Below are 21,792 nucleotides of genomic sequence, written 5' to 3'. Positions count from 1 at the left end.
AGCATGGACGACCAGCCCCAATCCCTCGCCCCCGCGGCGTCCGCCAAGGCCGCGCCGCGGCACGCGGCTATGGACCAGTTCGAGTCCCGCGATGGCGTGCTGCTGGTCGGCGGCCAGCCGCTGACGCGGCTCGCGGACCGCATCGGCCGCACGCCGTTCTATGCCTACGACCGCGCGCTGCTGACGCGCCGTGTCGAGGCCCTGCGCGCCGCGATGCCGCCGAAGCTGGAGCTGCACTTCGCGATGAAGGCCAACCCGATGCCGGCGCTGGTGGCGCATCTGGCGGGCCTGGTCGACGGCATCGACGTCGCCTCCGCCGGCGAGCTGCAGGTCGCGCTGGACGCCGGCGCCGACCCGCGCGAGATCAGCTTCGCCGGCCCCGGCAAGAGCGCGCTGGAGCTGCGCCAGGCACTGGCCGCCGGCATCCTGATCAACCTCGAATCCTTCCGCGAGGTCGAGCTGCTGCGCGCGCTGTGCGCGGAGACCGGCTACGCCGCGCGGGTGGCGGTGCGCGTCAATCCGGACTTCGAGCTCAAGTCCTCCGGCATGAAGATGGGCGGCGGCCCCAAGCAGTTCGGCGTCGACGCCGAGCAGGTGCCCGAGCTGCTGGCCCGCATCGGCGAGGCGGGCCTGGGCTTCGAGGGCTTCCACCTGTTCGCCGGCTCCCAGAACCTGAAGCCCGAGGCCATCGTCGAGGCCCAGCTCAAGAGCTTCGAGCTCGCGCTGCGACTGGCGCGGCATGCGCCCGCGCCGGTGAAGGTGCTGAACCTGGGCGGCGGCTTCGGCATCCCCTACTTCCCCGGCGAGCAGCGGCTGGACCTGGGCCCGATCGCCGCCAACCTCGCGGCCCTGATCGAGCGCGCCGCCGTCGAGCTGCCGCAGGCGAAGCTGGTGGTCGAACTCGGCCGCTACCTGGTCGGCGAGGCCGGCGTCTATGTGTGCCGCGTCGTGGACCGCAAGGTGTCGCGCGGCCAGATCTTCCTGGTCACCGACGGCGGCCTGCACCACCACCTGGCGGCCTCGGGCAACTTCGGCCAGGTCATCCGCAAGAACTATCCGGTGGCGATCGGCAACCGGATCGGCGCCGAGCCCGAGGCCGGCGTGTCCGTGGTCGGCCCGCTGTGCACGCCGCTGGACCTGCTGGGCGAGCGCATGAGCCTGGCGCGGGCGGAGCCCGGCGACCTGGTGGTCGTGTTCCAGTCCGGCGCCTACGGCATCACCGCCAGCCCGCAAGGCTTCCTGAGCCACCCGGGCGCGGCCGAGGTCCTGGTGTGAACGCCGTGCCCCGCCTGGCGCAAGTCGATGCCCTGCGTGGCATCGCGGCGCTGGCGGTGGTGCTTTTCCACTACACGACCCGCTACGACCAGCTCTTCGGCCATGCGCAGCCGCTGCGCATCGCCGTCCCTTTCGGGCACCTGGGCGTGAACCTGTTCTTCATGATCAGCGGCTTCGTCATCTTCATGACGCTGGAACGCACCGCGCGGCCGATGGACTTCGTCGTGTCGCGCTTCAGCCGGCTCTATCCCGCCTACTGGGGCGCGCTGCTGCTGAGCTTCGCGCTGACGCACCTGCTGGGCCTGCCCGGCATGACCGTGGGCTGGGAGGTGCTGCTGGCCAACGTGACGATGGTGCAGGGCTTCTTCGGCGTCCCGCACGTGGACAACGTGTACTGGACGCTGGAGGTGGAGCTGCTCTTCTACTGCTGGGCGCTGGCCAGCTTCCGGCTTGGTGGTGGCGTCGGGCTGCGGAACTTCCTCTTCGCCTGCCTGGCGCTGCGGCTGGTCTATGCCGCGGCGCTGCTCGCGTGGGGCGTGGACCTGCCGTGGATCGGGCAGCGCTGGCTGCTGCTGCCCTACATCGCCTGGTTCGCGCTGGGCGTGGCGGTCTACCGGCTGAGCCGCGCCGGCGGGTCCGCCGATCGCGCGCTCGTGGCGGCGGCGCTGCTGGCGATCGGCCTGGCCGACGGCTGGGCGCTGGCGGCGCTGGCCGCGGTGTTCCTGGTCGTGCTGCAGGGCGCCGCGCGCGGGCGCTGGACCTGGCTGGAGCATCCGCTGCTGCTGTGGCTGGGCACGATCTCCTACACGCTCTACCTGCTGCACGAGAACATCGGCTGGGCGCTGCTGCACCGGCTGGAGGGCTGGGGCGTGCCGACGCAGCTCGCCATCGCGCTGGCGATGGCGGTCTCGGCCGGCCTGGCGCATGGCTTGACGCGGCTGGTCGAGCTGCCCGCGATGCGCTGGATCCGCGACCGCTACCGCGCCCGCTCGCCGCGGCCGGGCGCGGCCCCCGCCCAAGGCTGAGCGGCGCGCGTGCCGGGTCCGCGCCGGTACGAGGACAATGCGCGCTCGCCGGCGCGTGGACGCGCCGATGTTTCCTCAAGACGCGAAGCGCGGCGCGCGCCGGATCCCGATGACCGAAGAACGGAAGAACTCCCTGATCCCGCTGGCCATCGGCGCGGTGGCGCTGCTGTCCTGCGCCGGCATGATCGCCGCGGGGGTGGCGATGCTGCGGCAGTCCAAGGGCGCGACGCCCGCCGACGACCTGGCGCGGCGGCTGGCGACGATCCACGACATGCCGGTGACGGCGCCCGACTGCGGCGCGGTGTTCAAGGGCGAGCAGCCGGTGGTGATCGTGGTGATGGGCCAGTCGAACGCGGCCAACCACGCCGACCCGATCCCGCCTGCGGCCGCCCCGGTGCCGCCGATGCCGGTGCTGCACCTGGGCGGCTGCGGCATGTCCACCGCGCCGGTGCCCGGCGGCACCGGCACCGGCGGCAGCCTCTGGCCGGCGGTGCACCAGGCGCTGGGCGGGCGCTGGCAGGGGCGGCCCATCGTGTGGGCGGTGGTGGCGGTGGAGGGCAGCTCGATCGCCGAGTGGACCGCCCCGGACAGCGCGCTGCGCGCCTACTGGCAGACGCAGATGGACCGGATCAAGGGCACGCGCTGGCCGGTGGCCGCGGTGCTGTGGCAGCAGGGCGAGGCCGATGCGCGCGCGCGCACAGCGATGGCCGACTACCGTGACGCGCTCGCGGCGCTGCGCGCCGGCGTGGCCGCGCGCGGCGTGGACGCGCCGTGGTGGATCGCGCGCTCGACCTACTGCCCGCCGCAGGACGGTGGCCAGGTGCGCGAGGCGGTGCGGGAACTGCTCGCGATCCCCGGCAGCGGTTTCCGCGCAGGCCCGGACACCGACACGCTGGGCCCGTCGCTGCGCAACGGCTGTCACTTCACCGTCGACGGCGCGGCGCGCGCGGCGGCGATGTGGGCCGAGGTGCTGGCGCCGGCCGCCCGGGCCGCGCCTTGACGGGTCGATGACGACGGCCTGAAGCCCGCTTCACGACGGCGGTTCTCCTCGACGACGATCCCCCCTCGGAGGGGCGCGGCGGTGCCCGGATTGCGCGTATCGTCGCGCCTTCGACGGGCGGTCGACCGCCCGCGGAAACTTCCCTGGGGAGGAACGATTGAACGCTCGTCATGTCGCGCCGCTGCTGGCGCCGTTGCTGGCGCTGGTCCTGGGCACCGCCGCCGCCGCGCCGGAAAAATGCCAGATCGAGATGATGACCATCCCGGTGCGGCTGGTTGAATCGCGACCGGTGGCCACGGTCAAGCTCAATGGGGTGCCGGTGCCGTTGCTGGTGGACAGCGGCGCGTTCTTCAGTTTCCTCAGCGAAGCCAGCGCCCGGCAGCTCAACCTGAGGCTGAAGCCGGCGCCCGACGGCCTGCGCGTTTACGGCATCACCGGCGCGGTGCAGGCGCTGAAGATCACGACGGTCCAGAGCGTCGTGCTGGAGCAGGCGGAGCTCAAGGGCGTGGAGTTCCTGGTCGGCGGCAACGAGATCAACGCCGGGATCATGGGCGTGCTGGGCCGCAACTTCCTGTCGGTGGCGGACACCGAGTACGACCTGGCCCATGGCGTGGTGCGGCTGGTGTTCCCCAAGGGCGATTGCGAGAAGACCTCGCTGGCCTACTGGGCCGGCGACGCGCCGGTGATCGAGGCGCCCTTGATCTCGTACGCACGCAACGACCGCGCGGTGCGCGTGCCGGTGCTGATCAACGGCGAGAAGGTGCGGGCGCTGATGGACACCGGCGCACCGTCGACCGCGCTGATGATCGGCGCGGCGCGCAAGGCCGGCATCGCCGAGGCCGACTTGAAACCGGCGGGCCGCAGCGGCGGGGCGGGCGCAGAGTTCGCGCGCGAATGGACGGCGCGCGTCGACCGCTTCGAGCTCGGCGGCGAGAAGGTGAGCAACAACCAGATGCGGGTGACCGACGCCAGCGACAACGAGTACGGCATGCTGCTCGGACTCGACTATTTCCTGTCCCACCGCGTCTACGTGTCGCGGCTGCAGGGCAAGGTCTACGCGACCTGGAACGGCGGGCCGGTCTTCGCCAAGGACGCGGCGAAGGCCGGCGACTACGACCAGCGTTACGCGGCCAAGGCGGAGGCGATCGCGGCGGACGATGCGGACGGCTTCGCGCGCCGCGGCAACGCCGCGCTGGTGGCCGGCGATCCCGCGCGGGCGCTGGAGGACCTGGACCGCGCGATCGCCCTGGCGCCGACGGTGGCGCTGCATCACGAGTCGCGCTCGCGGGTGAGACAGGCGCTCCGGCAGCCCAAGGAGGCGCTGGCCGACCTGGACGAGGCGCTGCGGCTGGACCCGGCGATGACGGAGGCGCGACTGCACCGCGCCCAGTTGCGCGCGGCCGCTGGCGACCGCGCTGGCGCCGCCGAGGACCTGGCGACGCTGGACGCGGCGCTGCCGCCGGGCGCGAACCTGCGGGCGGCGATGGCGCAGATGCATGCCCGGCGCGACGAGGCGCCGCAGGCGCTCAAGCAGTTCGATCTGTGGATCCGGACCCACCCGCGCGACCTGCAGCTGGCCTCGATGCATGGCGAGCGCTGCTGGATGCGCACGCGGATGAACCTGGAGATCGAGCAGGCGGTCGACGACTGCAAGGAGGCGGTGGACCTGGATGACCAGGAGGCGACCTATCACTCCTTCCTCGGCTGGGCGCGGCTGCGCCAGGGCGAGGCCGCGGCCGCGCGCAAGGCCTTTGATCGTGCGATCGCGCTCAAGCCGCTGGCCTGGGCGCACTATGGGCGCGGCGTGGCGCTGACCCGGCTCAACGAGCCGGACAAGGCCCGCCAGGACTTCGAAGCCGCGCGCCGGATCGCGCCGGCGATCGACGAGCGCGTGCGCAAGGCCGGGTTCGAAGCGCTGGCTGTCGCGCTCAAGCGCCCGGAGTGACGCGCCGGCTCAGGACCTCGTCATCGACGACCCGGTGGCGCGCTCCACGCGCGCCGCATAGCAGCCGCGCCTGGCGAAGTGCACCTGCAGGTAGGTCACCGACGGAGGCGCGAAGAGCCGTTCGATGAGCGCCTCGATCTGGTCGCCCTCGACGAGGTCGGCGTCGACCATCATCCCGGCGGCGTCGAAGGCGCGGACCGAGAGCATGCGGCCGCGCAAGGCGCTCGGCACCTCGTTGACGCGGTCGAAGCGCTCGCCGCCGTTCTCGCGCACGTAGATCGCATGCGTGCCGCGGTACGGCGAGTCGACCTCCAGGTAGACGTGGTTGAGCAGCAGCACCGTCTCGCCCGGTGCGGCGTCGTCGAGCGTGATGCGGTCCGGCGCGGAGCGCGGGCTGTCGATGCGCACGCGCAGCGCGCCGAGCTCACGCAGGTGCTCGTCGGTCATCGTGAACATCGGGCGGAATGGGGCAGGGTCGAGACCCAGGATGCGGAAGTCCATGTGAGCGCGGCGCGTAGGCCGTCGGAGTGGTTGAGGCGCCCACGATAGGCACGGGCGCCCCGGCGGTCGCGCCGTTTCCGGACATGGAATTGCCGCCGATGCCAGCCGGCATCGACCGCGGCCGAGTGCTCATCGAGCGCTTATCGAGCGCTTATCGAGCGCTTATAGGGCGCTCATCGAGCCCTCATGGCGCCCACATCGCGCCCTCATCGCGCGGTCGCATCCTGCCCGGCCGACTCGGGCAGCGGGACCGTCTCCGGCACGCTGACCACCACCAGCGCCTGCTCCGGCGACAGGGTCGCCAGGTCGATCGACTCGCCCGCGTGTTCCCGGCGCGCGCCAGCCTCGCGGGTGAGCGCGGCGCGGCAGGCGGTCTCGTTGGCGCAGACGATCACCCGCAGCCAGCGGTCCTGGTGACGGATGCGCACCTCGACCTGGTCCCAGTGCACCGGCAGGCAGGCTCGCACCCGCAGTCGGCCCTGCTCGATGACGACGCCGCAGATCGACTCCAGCGAGGCCCGCAGCAGCCAGCCCGCCGAGCCGCTGTACCAGCTCCACCCGCCGCGCCCGACCCAGGGCGGCTGCGAGTAGATGTCGCCGGCCATCACGTAGGGCTCGATCGCGTAGATCGGTCCCAGCCGCGGATCGGCCCAGCGGTGCGCGGGGCTGAGCCCGGTGTAGACCTGCCACATCGTGTCGCGCTGTCCCAGCCGCGCCAACGCCATCAGCGCCCAGACCGCCGCGTGGTTGTACTGGCCGCCGTTCTCGCGCACGCCAGGCGAGTAGGACTGGATGTAGCCGGCGCTCGGCTGCGCCCGCGCCAGCGGCGGATGCAGCAGCCGCGCCAGCTTCGCCACCGGGTCGAGCAGCTGCGCGCAGGCGCTGGCCATCGCCTGCCGCGCATGCGCCGGATCGGCCGCCGCGGTCAGCACCGCCCAGCTCTGCGCGATCAGGTCGATCCTGCACTCGGCGTTCTCGGCCGAGCCCAGCGGCGAGCCATCGTCGAAGAAGCCGCGCCGGTACCAGCGGCCGTCCCAACCGGGCCCGTCGAGCGCCGCCACCCAGCCGTCGCGCGCCGCCTTCCAGCGCGCGGCGCGCTCCTGCTCGCCGCGCGCGGTCGCGATCGGTGCGAAGTCCTCGATCACCTGCGCCAGGAACCAGGCCATCCAGACCGATTCGCCGCGGCCCTCATGGCCGACGCGGTTCATCCCGTCGTTCCAGTCGCCGGTGCCGAACAGCGGCAGCCCGTGGGGCCCGCTGTCCAGGCTGCGGTCGATCGCACGCGCCGCATGCTCGTAGACCGAGGCCATCGGCCCGTCGGTGCGTGGGCTCTCGTAGATGTCCTCGGCGCCCTCGGGCACCGGCTGGCCGACGAGGAAGGGCACCGTGTCGTCGAGCAGCGTCAGGTCGCCGGTGCGCGCCAGGTAATGCGCCAGCGCATAGGGCAGCCAGAGCCGGTCGTCGGAGAAATGCGTGCGCACGCCGGCGCCGCCGGGCTCATGCCACCAGTGCTGCACGTCGCCCTCCGGGAACTGTCGCGCGGCGCTGCGCCGGATCTGGTCGGCCAGCAGCTGCGGCGCGACGTCGGTCAGCGCCATCGCGTCCTGCAGCTGGTCGCGGTAACCGAAGGCGCCACCGGCCTGGTAGAAGCCGGCGCGGGCCCACATCCGGCACACCAGCGTCTGGTACGGGAGCCAGTGGTTCGTCAGCGCGTCGAAGCGCGGGTCCGGCGTCGATACCTGCAGGCCGCCCAGCAGCGCCGGCCACTGCCGCCGCTGCCGCGCCAGCCGCTCCGCCGGATCGAGCGCCCACGCGGCCGCCATCAGCGCCTGCGTCGCCTCGGGGGAGGGGCCGTGGCCCAGCAGCACGGTGAGCTCGGCCGGCTGCGAGGCCTCGAGCTCGATCCGCGCCGCCAATGCCGCGCAGGCGTCGAGCCCGCCACCGCAGCGCCGGGACAGCGCCTTGGGCAGGACCATGCGGCCCGCGCTGTCGAAGAACTCGCGTCGGTCGCAGGTCCAGTCCTGCGCGTCGAGACGCACGCGCGCCGGTCCGGCGGAGGCGCCGGTCCTGCGCGCCGCGTCGAGCTCGTCGCCACGTGGATCCTCACCTCGTCCGTCGCCCCGCTGGCGGGGCCGGATGCACAGCGCGGCCGTCGCGTCGCCGAAGCCGCCCAGGTGGTCCAGCTGCGTTGCCTGCAGCGTCAACGCGCGCTCGGGTTGCGGCAGCCCGGCGCCGAGCTCGCCCACGGTCAGCCAGTCGCTGCGCGTCGCCACGGACAGGCGTTCGCCGCGCGCGCTGCCCAGTTGCCATTCGGCCAGGGCCACGAGCCGCAGTCGCCGCGGTCCGCCCCCGCTGCGCCCCACGACACCCAGGCGCACCTGCACCTGCTTCACCGCCGCCTCGGGATCGACGCACCAGCAGAGCTCGACGCTCAGGTCGCCCAGCTGCTGGCGGCTGCGTGAATAGCCGATGCCATGCTCGATCGCCAGCGGCGCGTCGTGGCGCAGCTGGCGGCCCAGCGGCCAGACGCGGTCGTTGTCCAGGTCGTGCAGCAGCAGCCACTCGCCGGGCGGATCCAGCAGCGGGTCGTTGGACCAGGGCGTGACCTGGTGCATGCGGCTGTTGCCGGCCCAGGTGTAGCCGGCGCCCAGTTCGGTGACCTGGCAGCCGAAGTCGCGGTTCGCCAGCACATTGACCCAGGGTCGCGACGGATGCCGGTCCGGCGAGACCTCGAAGGCGAAGCCGCCATGGTCCGGATCGAAGCGGCCTTCGGGTGGCCGCGGCACGGCTTCCGGCAGCGGGCGCTCGACCAGCGCATGGGCCACCGGCAGCCGCGCGGCCTCGTTGCTGGGCGCGGTGTCCTCGATCCAGCGCTCGACCTGCTGCGCCAGGCCGCGGCCGTCGGCCTGCAGCCGGATGCGGGTCAGCGTCTGCAGCGTGAAGCGCTCGTCGGGTTGCAGGTCGCTGTCGCGCAGCACATGCAGCGCCGAGCACAGGTGCGCCGGCCGTCCCTGCGCCTGGCCCTGCAGCCGCGATTGCAGCGCCTGCAGCGCCTGCTGCACCGGGGCGAGGTAGGACGGCGGCTCCTCGTTGAGCACCACCAGGTCCACGCCGATCGCGTGGGTGGTCCACATCCGCAGCGCCTTCTTCAGGGCGCGGATCAGGTCGATGCCTTCCTCGCCGCTGACGGTGACCATCAGGATGGGCCGGTCGCCCGAGATGCCGAAGCGCCACAGCGCGCGGCGGTCGCAGCGGCCGCGCGGCTCGCGGACATGGGCGGGCTCGCGCACCGCCTGGCCCGTGACCAGCGTGTTGAGCTGCAGCAGCGCGCCCCAGGTGGTGGTGTCGAACTGGAGTTCGCGCAGGCGGATGCCGCCCATCGTGTGCGACATCGACGCGGAGCGCTCGACGTGCGCCGGCTGCCGGTACTTGTCGACCAGCGCCGCCAGCAGGTCGGCGTCGCGCGCGGCCGCGGTGCAGAAGGTCAGCCGCACCGTCGCGCCGGGGGCCAGGTCCAGGCCGACCCGCAGCCCGGCGACCGGATCCAGGCCGGTGTCCAGCAGCCGCCCGGGCTCGCCGTCGGCGCTCATGTCGGCGCTCATGTCGGCCTCGTCGTCGACGAAGCGCGGGCGCGCGTCGCCGACCGGCCGCGTCGAACTGCCGTAGCGGCCCAGCCAGCGCGCGCGATCGGCGATGGGCAGGACCTCGCGGACCACGTGGCCTTCTGGCCGGCAGTCCTCGGCGCCCGGGGCGCCGCCGGCGGGACGGGCCGGTTTGGCGCAGCCCGCGCCGGCATCCACGCCAGCCAGGAAGAAGACCGCGCGCATCGCGGCTTCGTCGAAGAGCCGCGGACGTCGACGCAAATGCAGCGCGTGCTGCGCCTCGTCCCAGCGGGCCTGGATGAAGAGGTTGGAGAAGGCCGGGTGCGCCTCGTCGCCGCGCTGCGGCGCCAGCGTGGCCTCGAAGCAGGACACCAGGTCCAGCGCCAGCGGCTGATCGCCGCGGTTGGTCAGCTCGACCTGACGCAATTCGCAATCGTCCTCCGGGCTGACCCACACCGTGGTGCAGCTGTGCAGGTCCGGCCAGGTCGCCTCGAACAGCGCGCGCTCGGCCTGCATGCGCGCCGCGTAGCGCGCGCGGGGATCGGGCGCGGGGCGAGCGGTGTTGCTGAACCAGTCGGCCTCGCCGGCGCGGCGCAGCATGGTGAAGCTGCCGTGCTGGTCGCGCAGCAGGTCGTCGCGCCAGCGGGTGATCGCCACGCCGTCCCAGTTGCTGTAGCCGCCGCCGTGGCTGCGCAGCACCACCGAGTAGCGACCGTTGGTCAGCATGTGGGTCAGCGGCAGGGTCTCGGCCAGCGGCTCGCTCTCGCGCACCATGCGCGCCTTGCGGACCGCGCGCTTGCGCGGCAGCAGGTCGGCCGGCGGCGCCTGCAGCGGCGCGACCTCGCGCGGCGCGCGCTCATGCAGCAGCGTCGCCACCGCCTTGACGTGCGGGTCGCTCATCAGCCAGCGCCGCGGCGCGTCGTCGGCCAGCAGGGCGGTCAGCGCGACGAAGCCCATCGCCTGGTGATGCGCCATGTAGGTCCGCACCAGCGTGAAGCCGGCCCCGGCGGTCTGGCGCTGCGGCGTGTAGTCCACCGCCTCGATGAAGCCGAAGGCGCCGCGCGCGCCCAGGCGCTCGAAGGCCTGCAGGTTGGACACCACGCGCACCGGCGCCACCACCGCCGCCATCACCGCCGCATAGGGCGCGAGCACCCGTTCGTCGACGGCCAGCCGCGCCAGCGCCAGGGTCTGCACGCCCTGTGGGCCGTACTGGTAGGCCAGCGTGTGGTCCTGGCCGGCGATCGCCGATTCCGAGATGCCCCACGGCGTGCCCTTGCCGCGGGCCTCCAGGCGCTGCTCCTTCACCGCCGTGCGCACGGCCCGGCCCAGCGCGCTGGCCGCGGGCTCGCGCAGCACCAGCGACGGCATCAGGTACTCGAACATCGAGCCCGACCACGACTTCAGCCCGAGCGAGTCGCCGGCGCCATCGCGCGCGAAGAAGGGCCGCCCGAGCGCCTGCCAGTGTTCCGGCGGCAGGTCGCCCTTGGCGATCGCGACCAGACTGGTGAGGCGGGCCTCGCTGGCGAGCAGGTCGTAATGGTTGTCGTCGAGCTGCTGGGCGTCGCCGCGCCAGCCGATGCGCAGCAGGCGACGCTCGGGATCGAAGAGCGGGCGGTAGTCCGCTTCCAGCCCGAGGCGGCGCGCCCGGCCCGCGAGCGCGCGCAGCGCCAGGCGGGCTTCGGCCAGCGGCGCGCCCTGGTCCTGCCACCAGGACCTCAACTGGGCGATCAGGTCGCGCAGCAGCTGCTGGGCCGGCGGCGTGTCGTCGACGGACGCATCGGCCGGGGCCAGGGCGGCCAGGGCATCGAGCTCCGCCTGCGCCGCGGCCACCTGGCCCGGCAGCACGGCTTGCTGCTCCTCGGCCGAGGCGGCGAGGTTCTCCGCCGCCAGCAACGCCGCGACCAGCGCGGCGCCGGCCTGCAGCGCCGGGTCGCTGGCCAGCGGCGGCTGCAGGATCCGCAGGCGATGCAGCGTCCGGTCCAGCGCCTGCCGCGGCGCGGCGGCCAGTTGGTCGGGTGTCATCTCCGCGGCCAGCTCGCAGGCGCGCGCCACGGTCAGCAGGTGGGCCGAGCAGTTGCCGCTGTCCACCGCCGACACATAGCCCGGCGCCAGCACGACCAGCGATTGGGTGTCGTACCAGTTGTAGAAATGGCCCTGCCAGCGCGGCAGGCGCTCGAGCGTGTCCAGCGTCGCGGACAGGCGCCGGGTCATCGTGACCAGCCCGATGAAGCCCAGCTCGCGCGCGCAGGCCACGGCCAGCAGGTACAGGCCGATGTTGGTCGGCGAGGTGCGATGCGCCACCAGCAGGTGCGGCGTCAGCTGCACGTTGTCGGGCGGGAGGTGGTTGTCGTCGGCGCCGACATGGGTGTCGTAGAAGCGCCAGGTGTCGCGCGCCAGGCCCCAGAGGTAATCGCGCCCCTGCGGATCGAGCGCGGCCTCGCGGCGCAGCAGCGGCGCGCGCGGCGCGCTCGCCCACCAGATCCACAGCGGCGACAGCGCCCAGAGCGCCAGCAGCACGACGGCCGCCGCGCCGTTCACAGGCGCGCCGGACAAGGCCGCGACCGCCAGCAGCCCGCCCAGCACCGCCGCCGCGACCGGCACGCGCAGATGCTGCGCGACCAGCGCCGGCAGTTCCCGCCGCGCGGCGGCCTGGGCGGCGGCGGCCGTGGTCCATTCGAGCAGTCGGCGTCGCGACACCGTCTGCCGCCACAGCGCCCGCCCGATCGCGTCCAGGTAGAGCAGCGACAGGTGCAGCAGCAGCGCGAGCTGCCAGGCGGCCAGGCCCAGGGCGCGCCGCAGGTCGTGGCCGGTCTCGCGGTAGAAGTGGCGGCGCGCCAGGCCGTCCCGGCTGGGCACCAGTCCGGCCAGCGCGCCCACCAGCGGCCCGATGGCGAAGGCGCCCGCCACGACGACCAGCGTCAGCCCCAGCGGCAGGACCGCGGTGCCCAGCACCAGCAGCATCAGGCCCAGCGCCATCGGCGCGACCAGCGAGCGCCGCAGGTTGTCGATCAGCTTCCAGCGGTTGATGGGCGCGATGCCGTAGCGCCGCGCCCCAGCGATGAAGGGCAGCAGCTGCCAGTCGCCGCGCGTCCAGCGATGCAGCCGGGCGTGGGCCACGTCGGCATGCATCGGCGAGTCCTCGACCAGCGTGATGTCGGACACGCCGGCGCAGCGCGCGATGCTGCCCTCCAGCAGGTCGTGGCTCAGCACCTGGCCCTCGGGCAGGCGCGCGTCCAGCACCGCGTGGCAGGCGCGCACGTCCAGCAGGCCCTTGCCGGTGAAGCTGCCTTCGCCGAACAGGTCCTGGAAGATCTCCGAGCTGACCGCGCTGTAGGGATCGATGCCGAACTGGCCGACGAAGAGCCGGTGATAGGGCGTGCTGGCGGCGTCGTCGGGCATGGGCGCGAGCACCCGCGGCTGCAGGATCGCGTAGCCCTCGACGACGCGGCGGGTGACCGCGTCCACCCGCGGCCGGTTCATCGGATGCGCGGCGGTGCCGACCAGCGCGCGCAGCCGGCCCGGCGGCATGTCGGTGTCGGCGTCCAGCGTGATCAGGTGGCGCACGCCGGGCGCGGGCTGCGACATCGCGCCGAAGTCGGCGAACGGCGACGCGCCCGCCGGCGCGGCCAGCAGCCGCAGCAGGCGTTCGAGCTTGCCGCGCTTGCGCTCCCAGCCGATCCAGCGGCGCTCGGTCGAGGACCATTCGCGCGCCCGATGCAGCAGCAGGAAGCGCGGACGACCATCGGCCAGCGGGCCGTGACGCTCGTTGAGGGCGGCGATGGCGTCGGCCGCGGTGACCACGATCATCGTGTCGCCGGGATGGTGTTCCTCGTAGGCATCGGCGAGGTCGCTGAGCAGCGCGAACTGCACCAGCCGTTCGGGGTTGGCCAGGTGGTGCTGCTCCAGCTGGGCGACCAGCGGGGCGACGGCCTCCTCGCGCGTCAACAGCACCGGCATGACGACCAGCGTGCGTTCGGCGTCGGGCAGACCCTGGGAAAAATCCAGGCGGGGCAAGCGCGCCGGCCGGGCCAGCTCGCTGATCCAGCGATTGGTGAGCGCGACCACGGCCTCGCCGATCGGCCCGGCGGCCAGCAGCGCGGTCAGCACCAGCAGCCAGGGCGGGGCATCGGGCCGCGCCTGGTTCATCAGCCAGGAGAGCCCCAGCAGGCCCAGCAGCGCCAGGCCGGCCAGGTAGGCCACCGCCGCCCAGCGCTGGCCCGGGGCGGTGTCGTGGGGCGGCCAGGCGTGCTCGTGCAGGCCCAGCGCCGCGAGCAGCGTCGGACGTCCGGCCCCGCGCCACCAGTAGATCGGCGCGCTGCGCCGGTCGGGGTCGCCGTCCTGCGGCGGACCGGCGTTCTGCGTCAGCGCCAGCAGCTGGCGCGCGACCTCGAGTTCCGGGCGACCGGACTTGCGGGCCAGGCGCTCGATCTCGTGCAGCGTCAGGTCCTGGGTGTCCGGCGCCTCGGCCGCGAAGACCGGCGACTCGCCCAGCGTCCGCATCACCGGGCTGACCGACTGGATCAACTGTCGCCAGTGGGTCTGGTCGATGCGCCGCAGCGCGGTGATCGCGTTGCGGATGCTCTGCAGGTCCTTGATCGACTCGTCCTGCTGCCGCGCCAGCGCCTGCGCCGGCGCGGGCAGCCGGGTGCTCAGCCAGGCGGCCAGCTCGCCCATCAGCGGCTGGGGCAGTTCCTCCAGGCGGTGGTCGAGCTGCAGCCAGAAGGCCTCGGCGACGCCGCGCTCTGCCATGCGCGGCTCCAGGGCCGTGATCGCCTCGATGCCGGACGCCGCCGGGTGGCCGTCGTACCAGTGGTGCACCACGTCGCGGGCCGCCTGCAGCGTCGCGAAGCGCTCGGCCAGCCGGCGCAGGTTCTCGACCAGCACCACCCGCAGCGTCGTCGGCAGCGCCCACAGCTCGGCGAGGGACAGCGGGCTTTCCTCCTGGTAGGCGCGCAGGTAGGCGGCCAGCAGCCCGGTGTCGAAGCCGCCGTCGGTGTGCGCGACCCAGGCCCAGGCCACGCCGTAGATGCGGGGCAGGCCGGCGAGCGGTTCGTCGCGCAGCCGCGGCAGCAGGCGGAAGAAGTTGCGCGGCAGGCCGCGGCGGACCTGGTGCGTCTGCTCGTCGATCAGCGCGGCGTTGTCCAGCAGCCACTTCCCGGCGGCGCCGAGATGGCGGAAGTCGCGATGGCGCTTCTCGAGCAGCCGCCGTGTCTGCTGCAGCATCGCGACGTTGTCGTCGAGCCGCGGAAAGAACTGCCCGGCGCCCGCGGTGCCCTGGATCGCCTGCGCCTGCGCGAGGCTGCGGCCGTGCTGCTCGAAGCGCGCCTGTCCGAACAGCACCGCCCGCACCGGGGGCTCGATGGGGCCCAGCGCCGGATTCAGCAGCGCAAGTTCTTCCGCAATTTCCGGGGGATCCGGCGTGGGATCGGGGGAGGTGCGCCGGTCGTCATCGGGGGAGGGCTCCGGCGCGGCGTCCGTCGATCGGGCGGCGGCGTCCGCGCTGCGGCCGGCGTTCATAGCCAATGGGCGAACAGACCCAGGGTGACGGCGCTCAGGGCCGCGGTGGTGGCCAAGCGGGGCAGGACCACGCCCTGGACGCGCTCGGCCAGCAGCGCCAGCCCGAACCATCGGCCGCGCGCCTTCGCGCACTGGACGAGGTGGCGCTGGAGCGCCGGGTCCTGGAGAAGCGGGGCGATCGGGCTGAGCGGGCCAGCGGGGCTGTTCATGACGGGGTCTCCCTGCAAGTGGTTGATCCGGTCTGCAACCGGACGTTTCAACTTGGCAAACCCCATGCCTGCGCAGGCAAGTAAATGGGCGAGGAGACCCCGGCCGCCTCAATGAGGCCGGCAGTGCGGCGGAACGGGCCGATCGAAGCGGTGCTCGATGCGGACGACCGGCGCGCGGGCAAGCCGCGTGCCGACAGGAAATGCCGGGCTCAGCGCGACACGATCAGGCGCAAGCCCAGCGCGACGAAGACCGCGCCGGCGACGCGGTCCAGCCACAGCCCCGCGCGCGGCTTGCGCTGCAGCCATTGGCCGATCGCGCCGGCGAAATAGCCCAGCAGCCCGAACAGGAGGGCAGCCTGCAGGGTGAAGGTGACGCCGAGCAAGGCCGTCTGGGCGGCCACATGGCCCTGCGACGGCACGACGAACTGCGGCAGGAAGGAGAGGAAGAAGAGCACGACCTTGGGGTTGATCGCGTTGGCGAAGACGCCCTTGAAGAACAGGCGGGCGAGCGAGTCCTCGACCTGGGAGGCGTCGCCGACGCTGGCGCCGCCGCGGCTGCGCAGCGCCTTGATGCCCAGCCAGATCAGGTAGAGGCCGCCGCAGACCTTCAGCGCGGTGAACGCCATCGGCGAGGCGGCGATCAGCGCGCTGACGCCGATCGCCGCGAGCACGGTGTGACTCAGGCAGCCCAGCGCGCAGCCCAGGCCGAAGGCCATGCCGTGCCGGCGTCCCTTCGAGATGCCCATGCCCAGCACCATCAGGTTGTCCGGGCCGGGGGACGCCGTGATCAGCATCGCGGCCAGCAGGAAACCGAAGAGTTGTTCGAAGGTCAGCATGGGGGCGGATGATAGGCGCAGCCTTCGACTCCCCAACTTCGACGGCCCAATGAAAACGGGCCCTGATTGCTCAGGGCCCGTGTCCGTGTCTGGCGGAGAGAGAGGGATTCGAACCCTCGGTAGGCGATTAACCTACACACGCTTTCCAGGCGTGCGACTTAAACCACTCATCCATCTCTCCGAAGCCCGCGATCATAGCGCAGATTTTGGGGTCCGAAGCAAAGTTGTCGGTCCCCGCGATGACAGCGAGGCGGGCAGGGCGCTCAGCGGCCCGGTTGGATCACCTTGTCGCTCTTGATCAGCGCCATCGCGGTGCCGATCAGGCCGGAGACCTCGCTCATGTTGGCCGGCACGATCATCGTGTTGTTCTTCTGCGCGAGCTGCGAGAAGGCCTCGACCGCCTTCTCGGCCACCTTCAGCTGCACCGCGTCGCCGCCGCCCGGCTGCTGGATCGCCGCCGCGATCTTGCGGATGGCGTCGGCGCTGGCTTCCGCCACCGCCGTGATGGCCGCGGCCTCGCCCTGCGCCTTGTTGATCTCGGCCTGCTTCTCGCCTTCGGACCGCGCGATCGCCGCCTCGCGCTCGCCGGTGGCGATGTTGATCTGCTCCTGGCGGCGACCTTCCGACGCGGCGATCAGCGCGCGCTTCTCACGCTCCGCGGTGATCTGGGCCTGCATCGAGCGCAGGATCTCCGCCGGCGGCGTCAGGTCCTTGATCTCGTAGCGCAGCACCTTCACGCCCCAGTTCAGCGCCGCCTCGTCCAGCGCCTGCACGACGGCGGCGTTGATCGCGTCGCGCTCCTCGAAGGTCCGGTCCAGCTCCATGCGGCCGATCACCGAGCGCAGCGTCGTCTGCGCCAGCTGCGTGATCGCGATGATGTAGTTGCTGGAGCCGTAGCTCGCGCGCATCGGGTCGGTGACCTGGAAGTACAGGATGCCGTCCACCGTCAGCTGGGTGTTGTCCTTGGTGATGCAGACCTGGCTGGGGACGTCCAGCGGGATCTCCTTGAGCGAATGCTTGTAGGCCAGGCGATCGATGAAGGGCACCAGGATGTTCAGGCCGGGCGTCAGCGTGCCGTGGTACTTGCCCAGGCGCTCGACCACCCAGGCGTTCTGTTGCGGGACGACCTTCACCGACTGCACGACGAAGACGATGGCGACGACCAGCACGACCAATGCGACGATTTCCATGAGCGGGACTCCTCCTCCGGAGATATGGAACGGGAAACAGAAAGAGAAAAGGGGCGATCAGGCGGCGTCGACGAGCAGGCAGCTGCCCTCGACCGCGCGGATCACATGGCGCCCGCTGTGCGGCGCGCCGGCACCGACGAAGCGCGCTTGCCAGGCCGCGCCGCGGTAGCGGACCTCGGCGGTGCCATCCGCGCGCCAGAGCGCAACGTCCAGGCTCTGGCCGATGTCGAGGTTCACATTGGGGTTCTCGCCGGCAGGCGCGCGCGGATGGCGTCTCAGGCGCAGGTGCCACCAGGTCACCGCGCCGCCGCCCACACCGGCGGCCACCACCAGCTGCAGCCAGAACGGTCCGCCGACGTGCGCCATCAGCGCCGCGGCCGCCGCGCCCAAGGCCAGCATCAATAAGTAGAAGGTCGTTCCGCTGGCGAGCTCCGCCGCCACCAGTCCGCCGCAGATCACCCACCACCAGGTGGCGACACTCCAATCCATCCCATCCTCCTCGTTGTCCGGGCGATCCATGGTTCGCCCGGTCCTTGTGTGCCGGGGCAGTGTACGCCTCGGTCCTCCTGGCGCTTCACGTCCTTTCGGGGGCCTGAAGCCGGCAGTTGGCGGCCATTGACAACCTGGCCGTTCTGTTTCTGCGACAACCCGGGATCAACACTTGCGTGACACGGCTGACGCCCTACACTTCGCGCCTTTCTTGTTTGACCTGCCCCGATCCGGAGGCCTCATGACGCCGCGTTTCCGCTTTCCCATCGTCATCATCGACGAGGACTATCGCTCCGAGAACACCTCGGGTTTGGGCATCCGTGCCCTGGCGGAAGCCATTCAGAAGGAAGGCTTCGAGGTGCTGGGCGCCACCAGCTACGGTGACCTCAGCCAGTTCGCGCAGCAGCAGAGCCGCGCCAGCGCCTTCATCCTGTCGATCGACGACGAGGAGTTCTCCGGCAACGGCGACGGCGGCGAACTCGATCCGGCGGTCCTGAACCTGCGCAAGTTCATCCAGGAGATCCGCTTCAAGAATGCGGACATCCCCATCTACGTCTACGGCGAGACCCGGACGTCGCAGCACCTGCCCAACGACGTGCTGCGCGAGCTGCACGGCTTCATCCACATGTTCGAGGACACGCCCGAGTTCGTGGCGCGTCACATCATCCGCGAGGCCAAGAGCTACCTCGACGGCCTGGCGCCGCCGTTCTTCAAGGCGCTGATGGATTACGCGCAGGACGGCTCCTACTCGTGGCACTGCCCGGGGCACTCCGGCGGCGTGGCTTTCCTGAAGAGCCCGGTCGGCCAGATGTTCCACCAGTTCTTCGGCGAGAACATGCTGCGTGCTGACGTCTGCAACGCGGTCGAGGAACTCGGCCAACTGCTGGACCACACCGGCCCGGTCGCCGAGAGCGAGAAGAACGCCGCCCGCATCTTCAATGCGGACCACTGCTTCTTCGTCACCAACGGCACCTCGACCTCCAACAAGATGGTGTGGCACCACACCGTGGCGCCGGGCGACGTGGTCGTGGTGGACCGCAACTGCCACAAGTCCATCCTGCACAGCATCATCATGACCGGCGCGGTGCCGGTCTTCATGACGCCCACGCGCAACCACTACGGCATCATCGGCCCCATCCCGGAGAGCGAGTTCTCGCCCGAGACCATCCGCAAGAAGATCGCGAAGAATCCGCTGCTCAAGGGCGTGGATCCGAAGAAGGTCAAGCCGCGGATCATGACGCTGACGCAGAGCACCTATGACGGTGTGCTCTACAACACCGAGACCATCAAGTCCAAACTGGACGGCTGGATCGACACGCTGCACTTCGACGAAGCTTGGCTGCCGCACGCGGCCTTCCACAACTTCTACGGCTCGTACCACGCGATGGGCAAGCATCGCCCGCGCCCGAAGACCGCGATGGTCTATGCCACGCAGTCGACGCACAAGCTGCTGGCAGGCATTTCGCAGGCGTCGCAGGTGCTGGTGCAAGATTCGCAGAACGTGAAGCTGGACAAGCATCTGTTCAACGAGGCGTATCTGATGCACACCTCCACCAGCCCGCAGTACTCGATCATCGCCAGCTGCGACGTCGCGGCCGCGATGATGGAGCCCCCGGGCGGCACGGCGCTGGTGGAAGAATCCATCCTCGAGGCGCTGGACTTCCGCCGCGCGATGCGCAAGGTCGAGAAGGACTACGGCAAGGACTGGTGGTTCAAGGTCTGGGGGCCGGACAAGCTCGCCGCCGACGGCATCGGCAAGGCCGCGGACTGGATGCTCAAGGCCAACGAGAAGTGGCATGGCTTCGGTCCGATCGAGGCCGGCTTCAACATGCTGGATCCGATCAAGTCCACGGTGATCACGCCGGGACTGGACATGAGCGGCAAGTTCGCCAAGACCGGCATCCCGGCCAGCATTGTCACCAAGTTCCTGGCCGAGCATGGCGTGGTGGTGGAGAAGACGGGCCTGTACTCGTTCTTCATCATGTTCACCATCGGCATCACCAAGGGCCGCTGGAACACGCTGCTGACCGCGCTGCAGCAGTTCAAGGACGACTACGACCGGAACGCGCCGATCTGGCGCATCCTGCCGGACTTCGTGGCCGCCTTCCCGCGCTATGAACGCATGGGACTGCGCGACCTGTGCCAGAGCGTGCACGAGGCCTACGCGTCCGGCGACATCGCGCGCCTGACGACCGAGGTCTACCTGTCCGACCTGGAGCCCGCGATGAAGCCGTCCGATGCGTATGCGCACATCGCGCATCGCAAGACGGAACGCGTCGAGATCGACAAGCTGGAAGGCCGCGTCACCACCGCGCTGCTGACGCCGTATCCCCCCGGCATCCCGCTGCTGATCCCGGGTGAGCGCTTCAACAAGCGGATCGTGGACTATTTGAAGTTCACGAGAGACTTCAACGCGAAGTTCCCGGGCTTCGCGACCGATGTCCACGGGCTGGTCGCGGAGAAGGGCAACGACGGCGTGACTCGGTATTACGTGGATTGCGTGGTTGACGAGAAATGAAGAACGGGACCCTCGGGTCCCGTTTCTACTTTCACGTTTGGCGCGCTTGGCCGCTGGAGCATGGGGCCCTGGCGGCAAGCGCCAGAACCCCAAGCACCACCGTCCCTGATCCACCGAGGTGATCGGCGGGCGGGGACCGGGGTGTGCGTGAGGGCGCGTGAGGGTGCGTGAGAGGCGTTACTCCGTGCCGGCCATCGCGCCGTGGCTGAAGCCGCCGTCGACGTAGATGATCTCGGAGCTGACGCCGGCGGCCAGATCGGACAGCAGGAAGGCGGCCGTGTTGCCGACGTCCTCGATCGTGACGTTGCGCTTGATGGCGGCGCTGTCGGCAAACTGCTTCAGCAACTTGCCGAAGTCCTTGATGCCGGAAGCGGCCAGCGTCTTGATCGGGCCCGCCGAGATGCCGTTCACCCGGATGCCCTTGGCGCCCAGGCCGTACGCCAGATAACGCACGCTGGCTTCCAGCGAAGCCTTGGCCAGGCCCATCGTGTTGTAGTTCGGCACGAAACGCTCGGCGCCCAGGTAGGACAGCGTCAGCAGCGCCGCGCCAGGGCGCAGCCGGCTTTGCGCCGCCTTGGCCATCGCCGGGAAGCTGTAGGCGGAAATATCGTGCGCGATACGGAAGTTCTCGCGGGTCATGCCATCCAGGAATTCACCGGCGATCGCCTCGCGCGGGGCGAAACCGATCGAGTGGACAAACCCGTCGAATTCCGGCCAGTGCTGGCCCAGGTCCTCGAAGAGGCGCTCGATCTGGGCGTCATCGCCCACGTCGCAATCGAACACCAGGCTGGAGCCGAATTCGGCAGCGAACTCGGTGATGCGGTCCTTGAAGCGCTCGCCCACATAGCTGAAGGCCAGCTCAGCCCCTTCGCGGTGGCAGGCCTTGGCGATGCCGTAGGCAATCGAACGGTTGGACAGCACGCCCGTGATCAGCAGTCGCTTGCCGGCGAGAAATCCCATGTCTGCTCCTGGTATTCATAGATTCGAGGGAGGCCGGGATTCTCGCACGCCAGGCCGTGAACGAAGTCACCGCCTTGTCGGCATGCTGTTTGCATAGTACACTTCGAGCTTCGCTGAAAAAGTGAACGGTGGGCGGATTCATCCAGCCCATTTTTTTTGGCTGTCCCTACGTGTCCCTACAGGATAGATACCGTCGTCGATGAATTTGAGCTGGCAAGCCGTTGTTGAAAAAACCGTGACCGGTCTGGGTTACGAGGTGGTGGGCTGCGAACGCAGCGCCGGGGGCTTGCTACGCGTGTTCATCGACAAGCCGCTCGTCGGCGGCCAGGAGCCGGAACAGCCGGTGAACGTCGAGGACTGCGAGCGCGTCACGCGCCAGTTGCGCTACGTGATGGAAGTCGAGGAAATCGACTACACGCGCCTGGAAGTGTCGACCCCCGGCCTCGATCGACCGCTGAACAATGCCGGCGACTACGCCCGGTTCCTCGGTCACGAAGTGGAAATCACCCTGCGCGAGGCTTTCCAGGGCCGCAAGAAGTACCGCGGCGTGCTGGTCGCGGCCGAAGGCGTCGCCGCGGAGGAAGACCCGGCCACGCTGGCCCAGCGCACCGACTGGCGGGTGATCTTCTCCGACGGCAAGACCGAGCAGGCGCTGGACTTCGCGCTGGATGAAGTGCGCTCGGCCAAGCTGGTGCCGGAGATCAATTTCAAGGGTCGCACGCCGG

General features: G+C 71.0%; 12 protein-coding genes, 1 tRNA gene and 1 pseudogene. 6 read left to right on the top strand and 8 right to left on the bottom strand.

Annotated elements, in window-relative coordinates; all coding sequences use genetic code 11:
• Positions 1-3: 3 nt before the first annotated feature.
• The 4 genes from FHT38_RS13660 (at position 4) to FHT38_RS13645 (ending at position 5,245) form a co-directional block, all read left to right on the top strand.
• Entirely contained in the window at positions 4-1,275 is a 1,272-nt protein-coding gene (locus tag FHT38_RS13660) for a pyridoxal-dependent decarboxylase, exosortase A system-associated (RefSeq protein WP_404935711.1), read from the top strand.
• A complete protein-coding gene (locus FHT38_RS13655; RefSeq protein ID WP_091732907.1) occupies positions 1,272-2,300 on the top strand; it encodes an acyltransferase in 1,029 nt (342 codons plus the stop codon). Before FHT38_RS13660 ends, FHT38_RS13655 begins: the two co-directional genes overlap by 4 nt.
• Positions 2,301-2,409: 109 nt before the next feature.
• Positions 2,410-3,300, top strand: a complete 891-nt coding sequence (locus tag FHT38_RS13650; protein ID WP_183492091.1) for a sialate O-acetylesterase — start codon at positions 2,410-2,412, stop codon at positions 3,298-3,300.
• 157 nt (positions 3,301-3,457) lie between these two features.
• Complete coding sequence (locus FHT38_RS13645; protein ID WP_183492090.1) at positions 3,458-5,245, top strand: retroviral-like aspartic protease family protein; 1,788 nt, start codon at positions 3,458-3,460, stop codon at positions 5,243-5,245.
• A 9-nt stretch (positions 5,246-5,254) separates the two neighbouring features.
• Here the strand turns inward: FHT38_RS13645 and FHT38_RS13640 are convergent, their stop codons facing one another.
• The 7 genes from FHT38_RS13640 to FHT38_RS13610 form a co-directional block, all read right to left on the bottom strand.
• Positions 5,255-5,701, bottom strand: a complete 447-nt coding sequence (locus tag FHT38_RS13640; RefSeq protein ID WP_221213769.1) for a DUF1203 domain-containing protein — start codon at positions 5,699-5,701, stop codon at positions 5,255-5,257.
• 251 nt (positions 5,702-5,952) lie between these two features.
• Positions 5,953-14,865 carry a GH36-type glycosyl hydrolase domain-containing protein gene (locus FHT38_RS13635; protein ID WP_183492088.1) on the bottom strand — a complete coding sequence of 2,971 codons (8,913 nt, stop codon included), beginning with the start codon at positions 14,863-14,865 and terminating at the stop codon, positions 5,953-5,955.
• Positions 14,862-15,074 (bottom strand): hypothetical protein, encoded by a 213-nt coding sequence (locus FHT38_RS13630; protein WP_141225435.1) that lies wholly within the window; start codon positions 15,072-15,074, stop codon positions 14,862-14,864. Before FHT38_RS13630 ends, FHT38_RS13635 begins: the two co-directional genes overlap by 4 nt.
• A gap of 209 nt (positions 15,075-15,283) precedes the next feature.
• Positions 15,284-15,910: a LysE family translocator gene (locus FHT38_RS13625; RefSeq protein ID WP_183492087.1), complete on the bottom strand. Its 627-nt coding sequence runs from the start codon at positions 15,908-15,910 to the stop codon at positions 15,284-15,286.
• A gap of 90 nt (positions 15,911-16,000) precedes the next feature.
• A tRNA-Ser gene (locus FHT38_RS13620) sits at positions 16,001-16,091 on the bottom strand.
• 82 nt (positions 16,092-16,173) lie between these two features.
• The gene (locus FHT38_RS13615) at positions 16,174-17,100 is read right to left on the bottom strand and encodes an SPFH domain-containing protein (protein WP_091732941.1); all 927 of its coding nucleotides are present in this window, start codon (positions 17,098-17,100) and stop codon (positions 16,174-16,176) included.
• A gap of 57 nt (positions 17,101-17,157) precedes the next feature.
• Positions 17,158-17,589 carry an NfeD family protein gene (locus FHT38_RS13610; RefSeq protein ID WP_091733833.1) on the bottom strand — a complete coding sequence of 144 codons (432 nt, stop codon included), beginning with the start codon at positions 17,587-17,589 and terminating at the stop codon, positions 17,158-17,160.
• A 241-nt stretch (positions 17,590-17,830) separates the two neighbouring features.
• Here FHT38_RS13610 and FHT38_RS13605 point away from each other — a divergent pair, with 241 nt between their 5' ends.
• Entirely contained in the window at positions 17,831-20,107 is a 2,277-nt protein-coding gene (locus FHT38_RS13605) for an arginine/lysine/ornithine decarboxylase (protein WP_091732944.1), read from the top strand.
• Between the two features lie 177 nt (positions 20,108-20,284).
• Here FHT38_RS13605 and fabI read toward each other — a convergent pair whose 3' ends face one another.
• Positions 20,285-21,067, bottom strand: a complete 783-nt coding sequence (fabI, locus tag FHT38_RS13600) for an enoyl-ACP reductase FabI (RefSeq protein WP_147240888.1) — start codon at positions 21,065-21,067, stop codon at positions 20,285-20,287.
• Between the two features lie 205 nt (positions 21,068-21,272).
• Here fabI and rimP point away from each other — a divergent pair.
• Positions 21,273-21,788: pseudogene (gene rimP, locus FHT38_RS13595) on the top strand (ribosome maturation factor RimP); the annotation flags it as partial.
• Positions 21,789-21,792: the final 4 nt, after the last annotated feature.

The organism is Mitsuaria sp. BK041, from assembly GCF_014193085.1.
Taxonomy (GTDB): Bacteria; Pseudomonadota; Gammaproteobacteria; order Burkholderiales; family Burkholderiaceae_C; genus Roseateles.
Note: the sequence above shows the minus strand (reverse complement) of the source record. Positions and strands in the feature narration are given on the sequence as shown.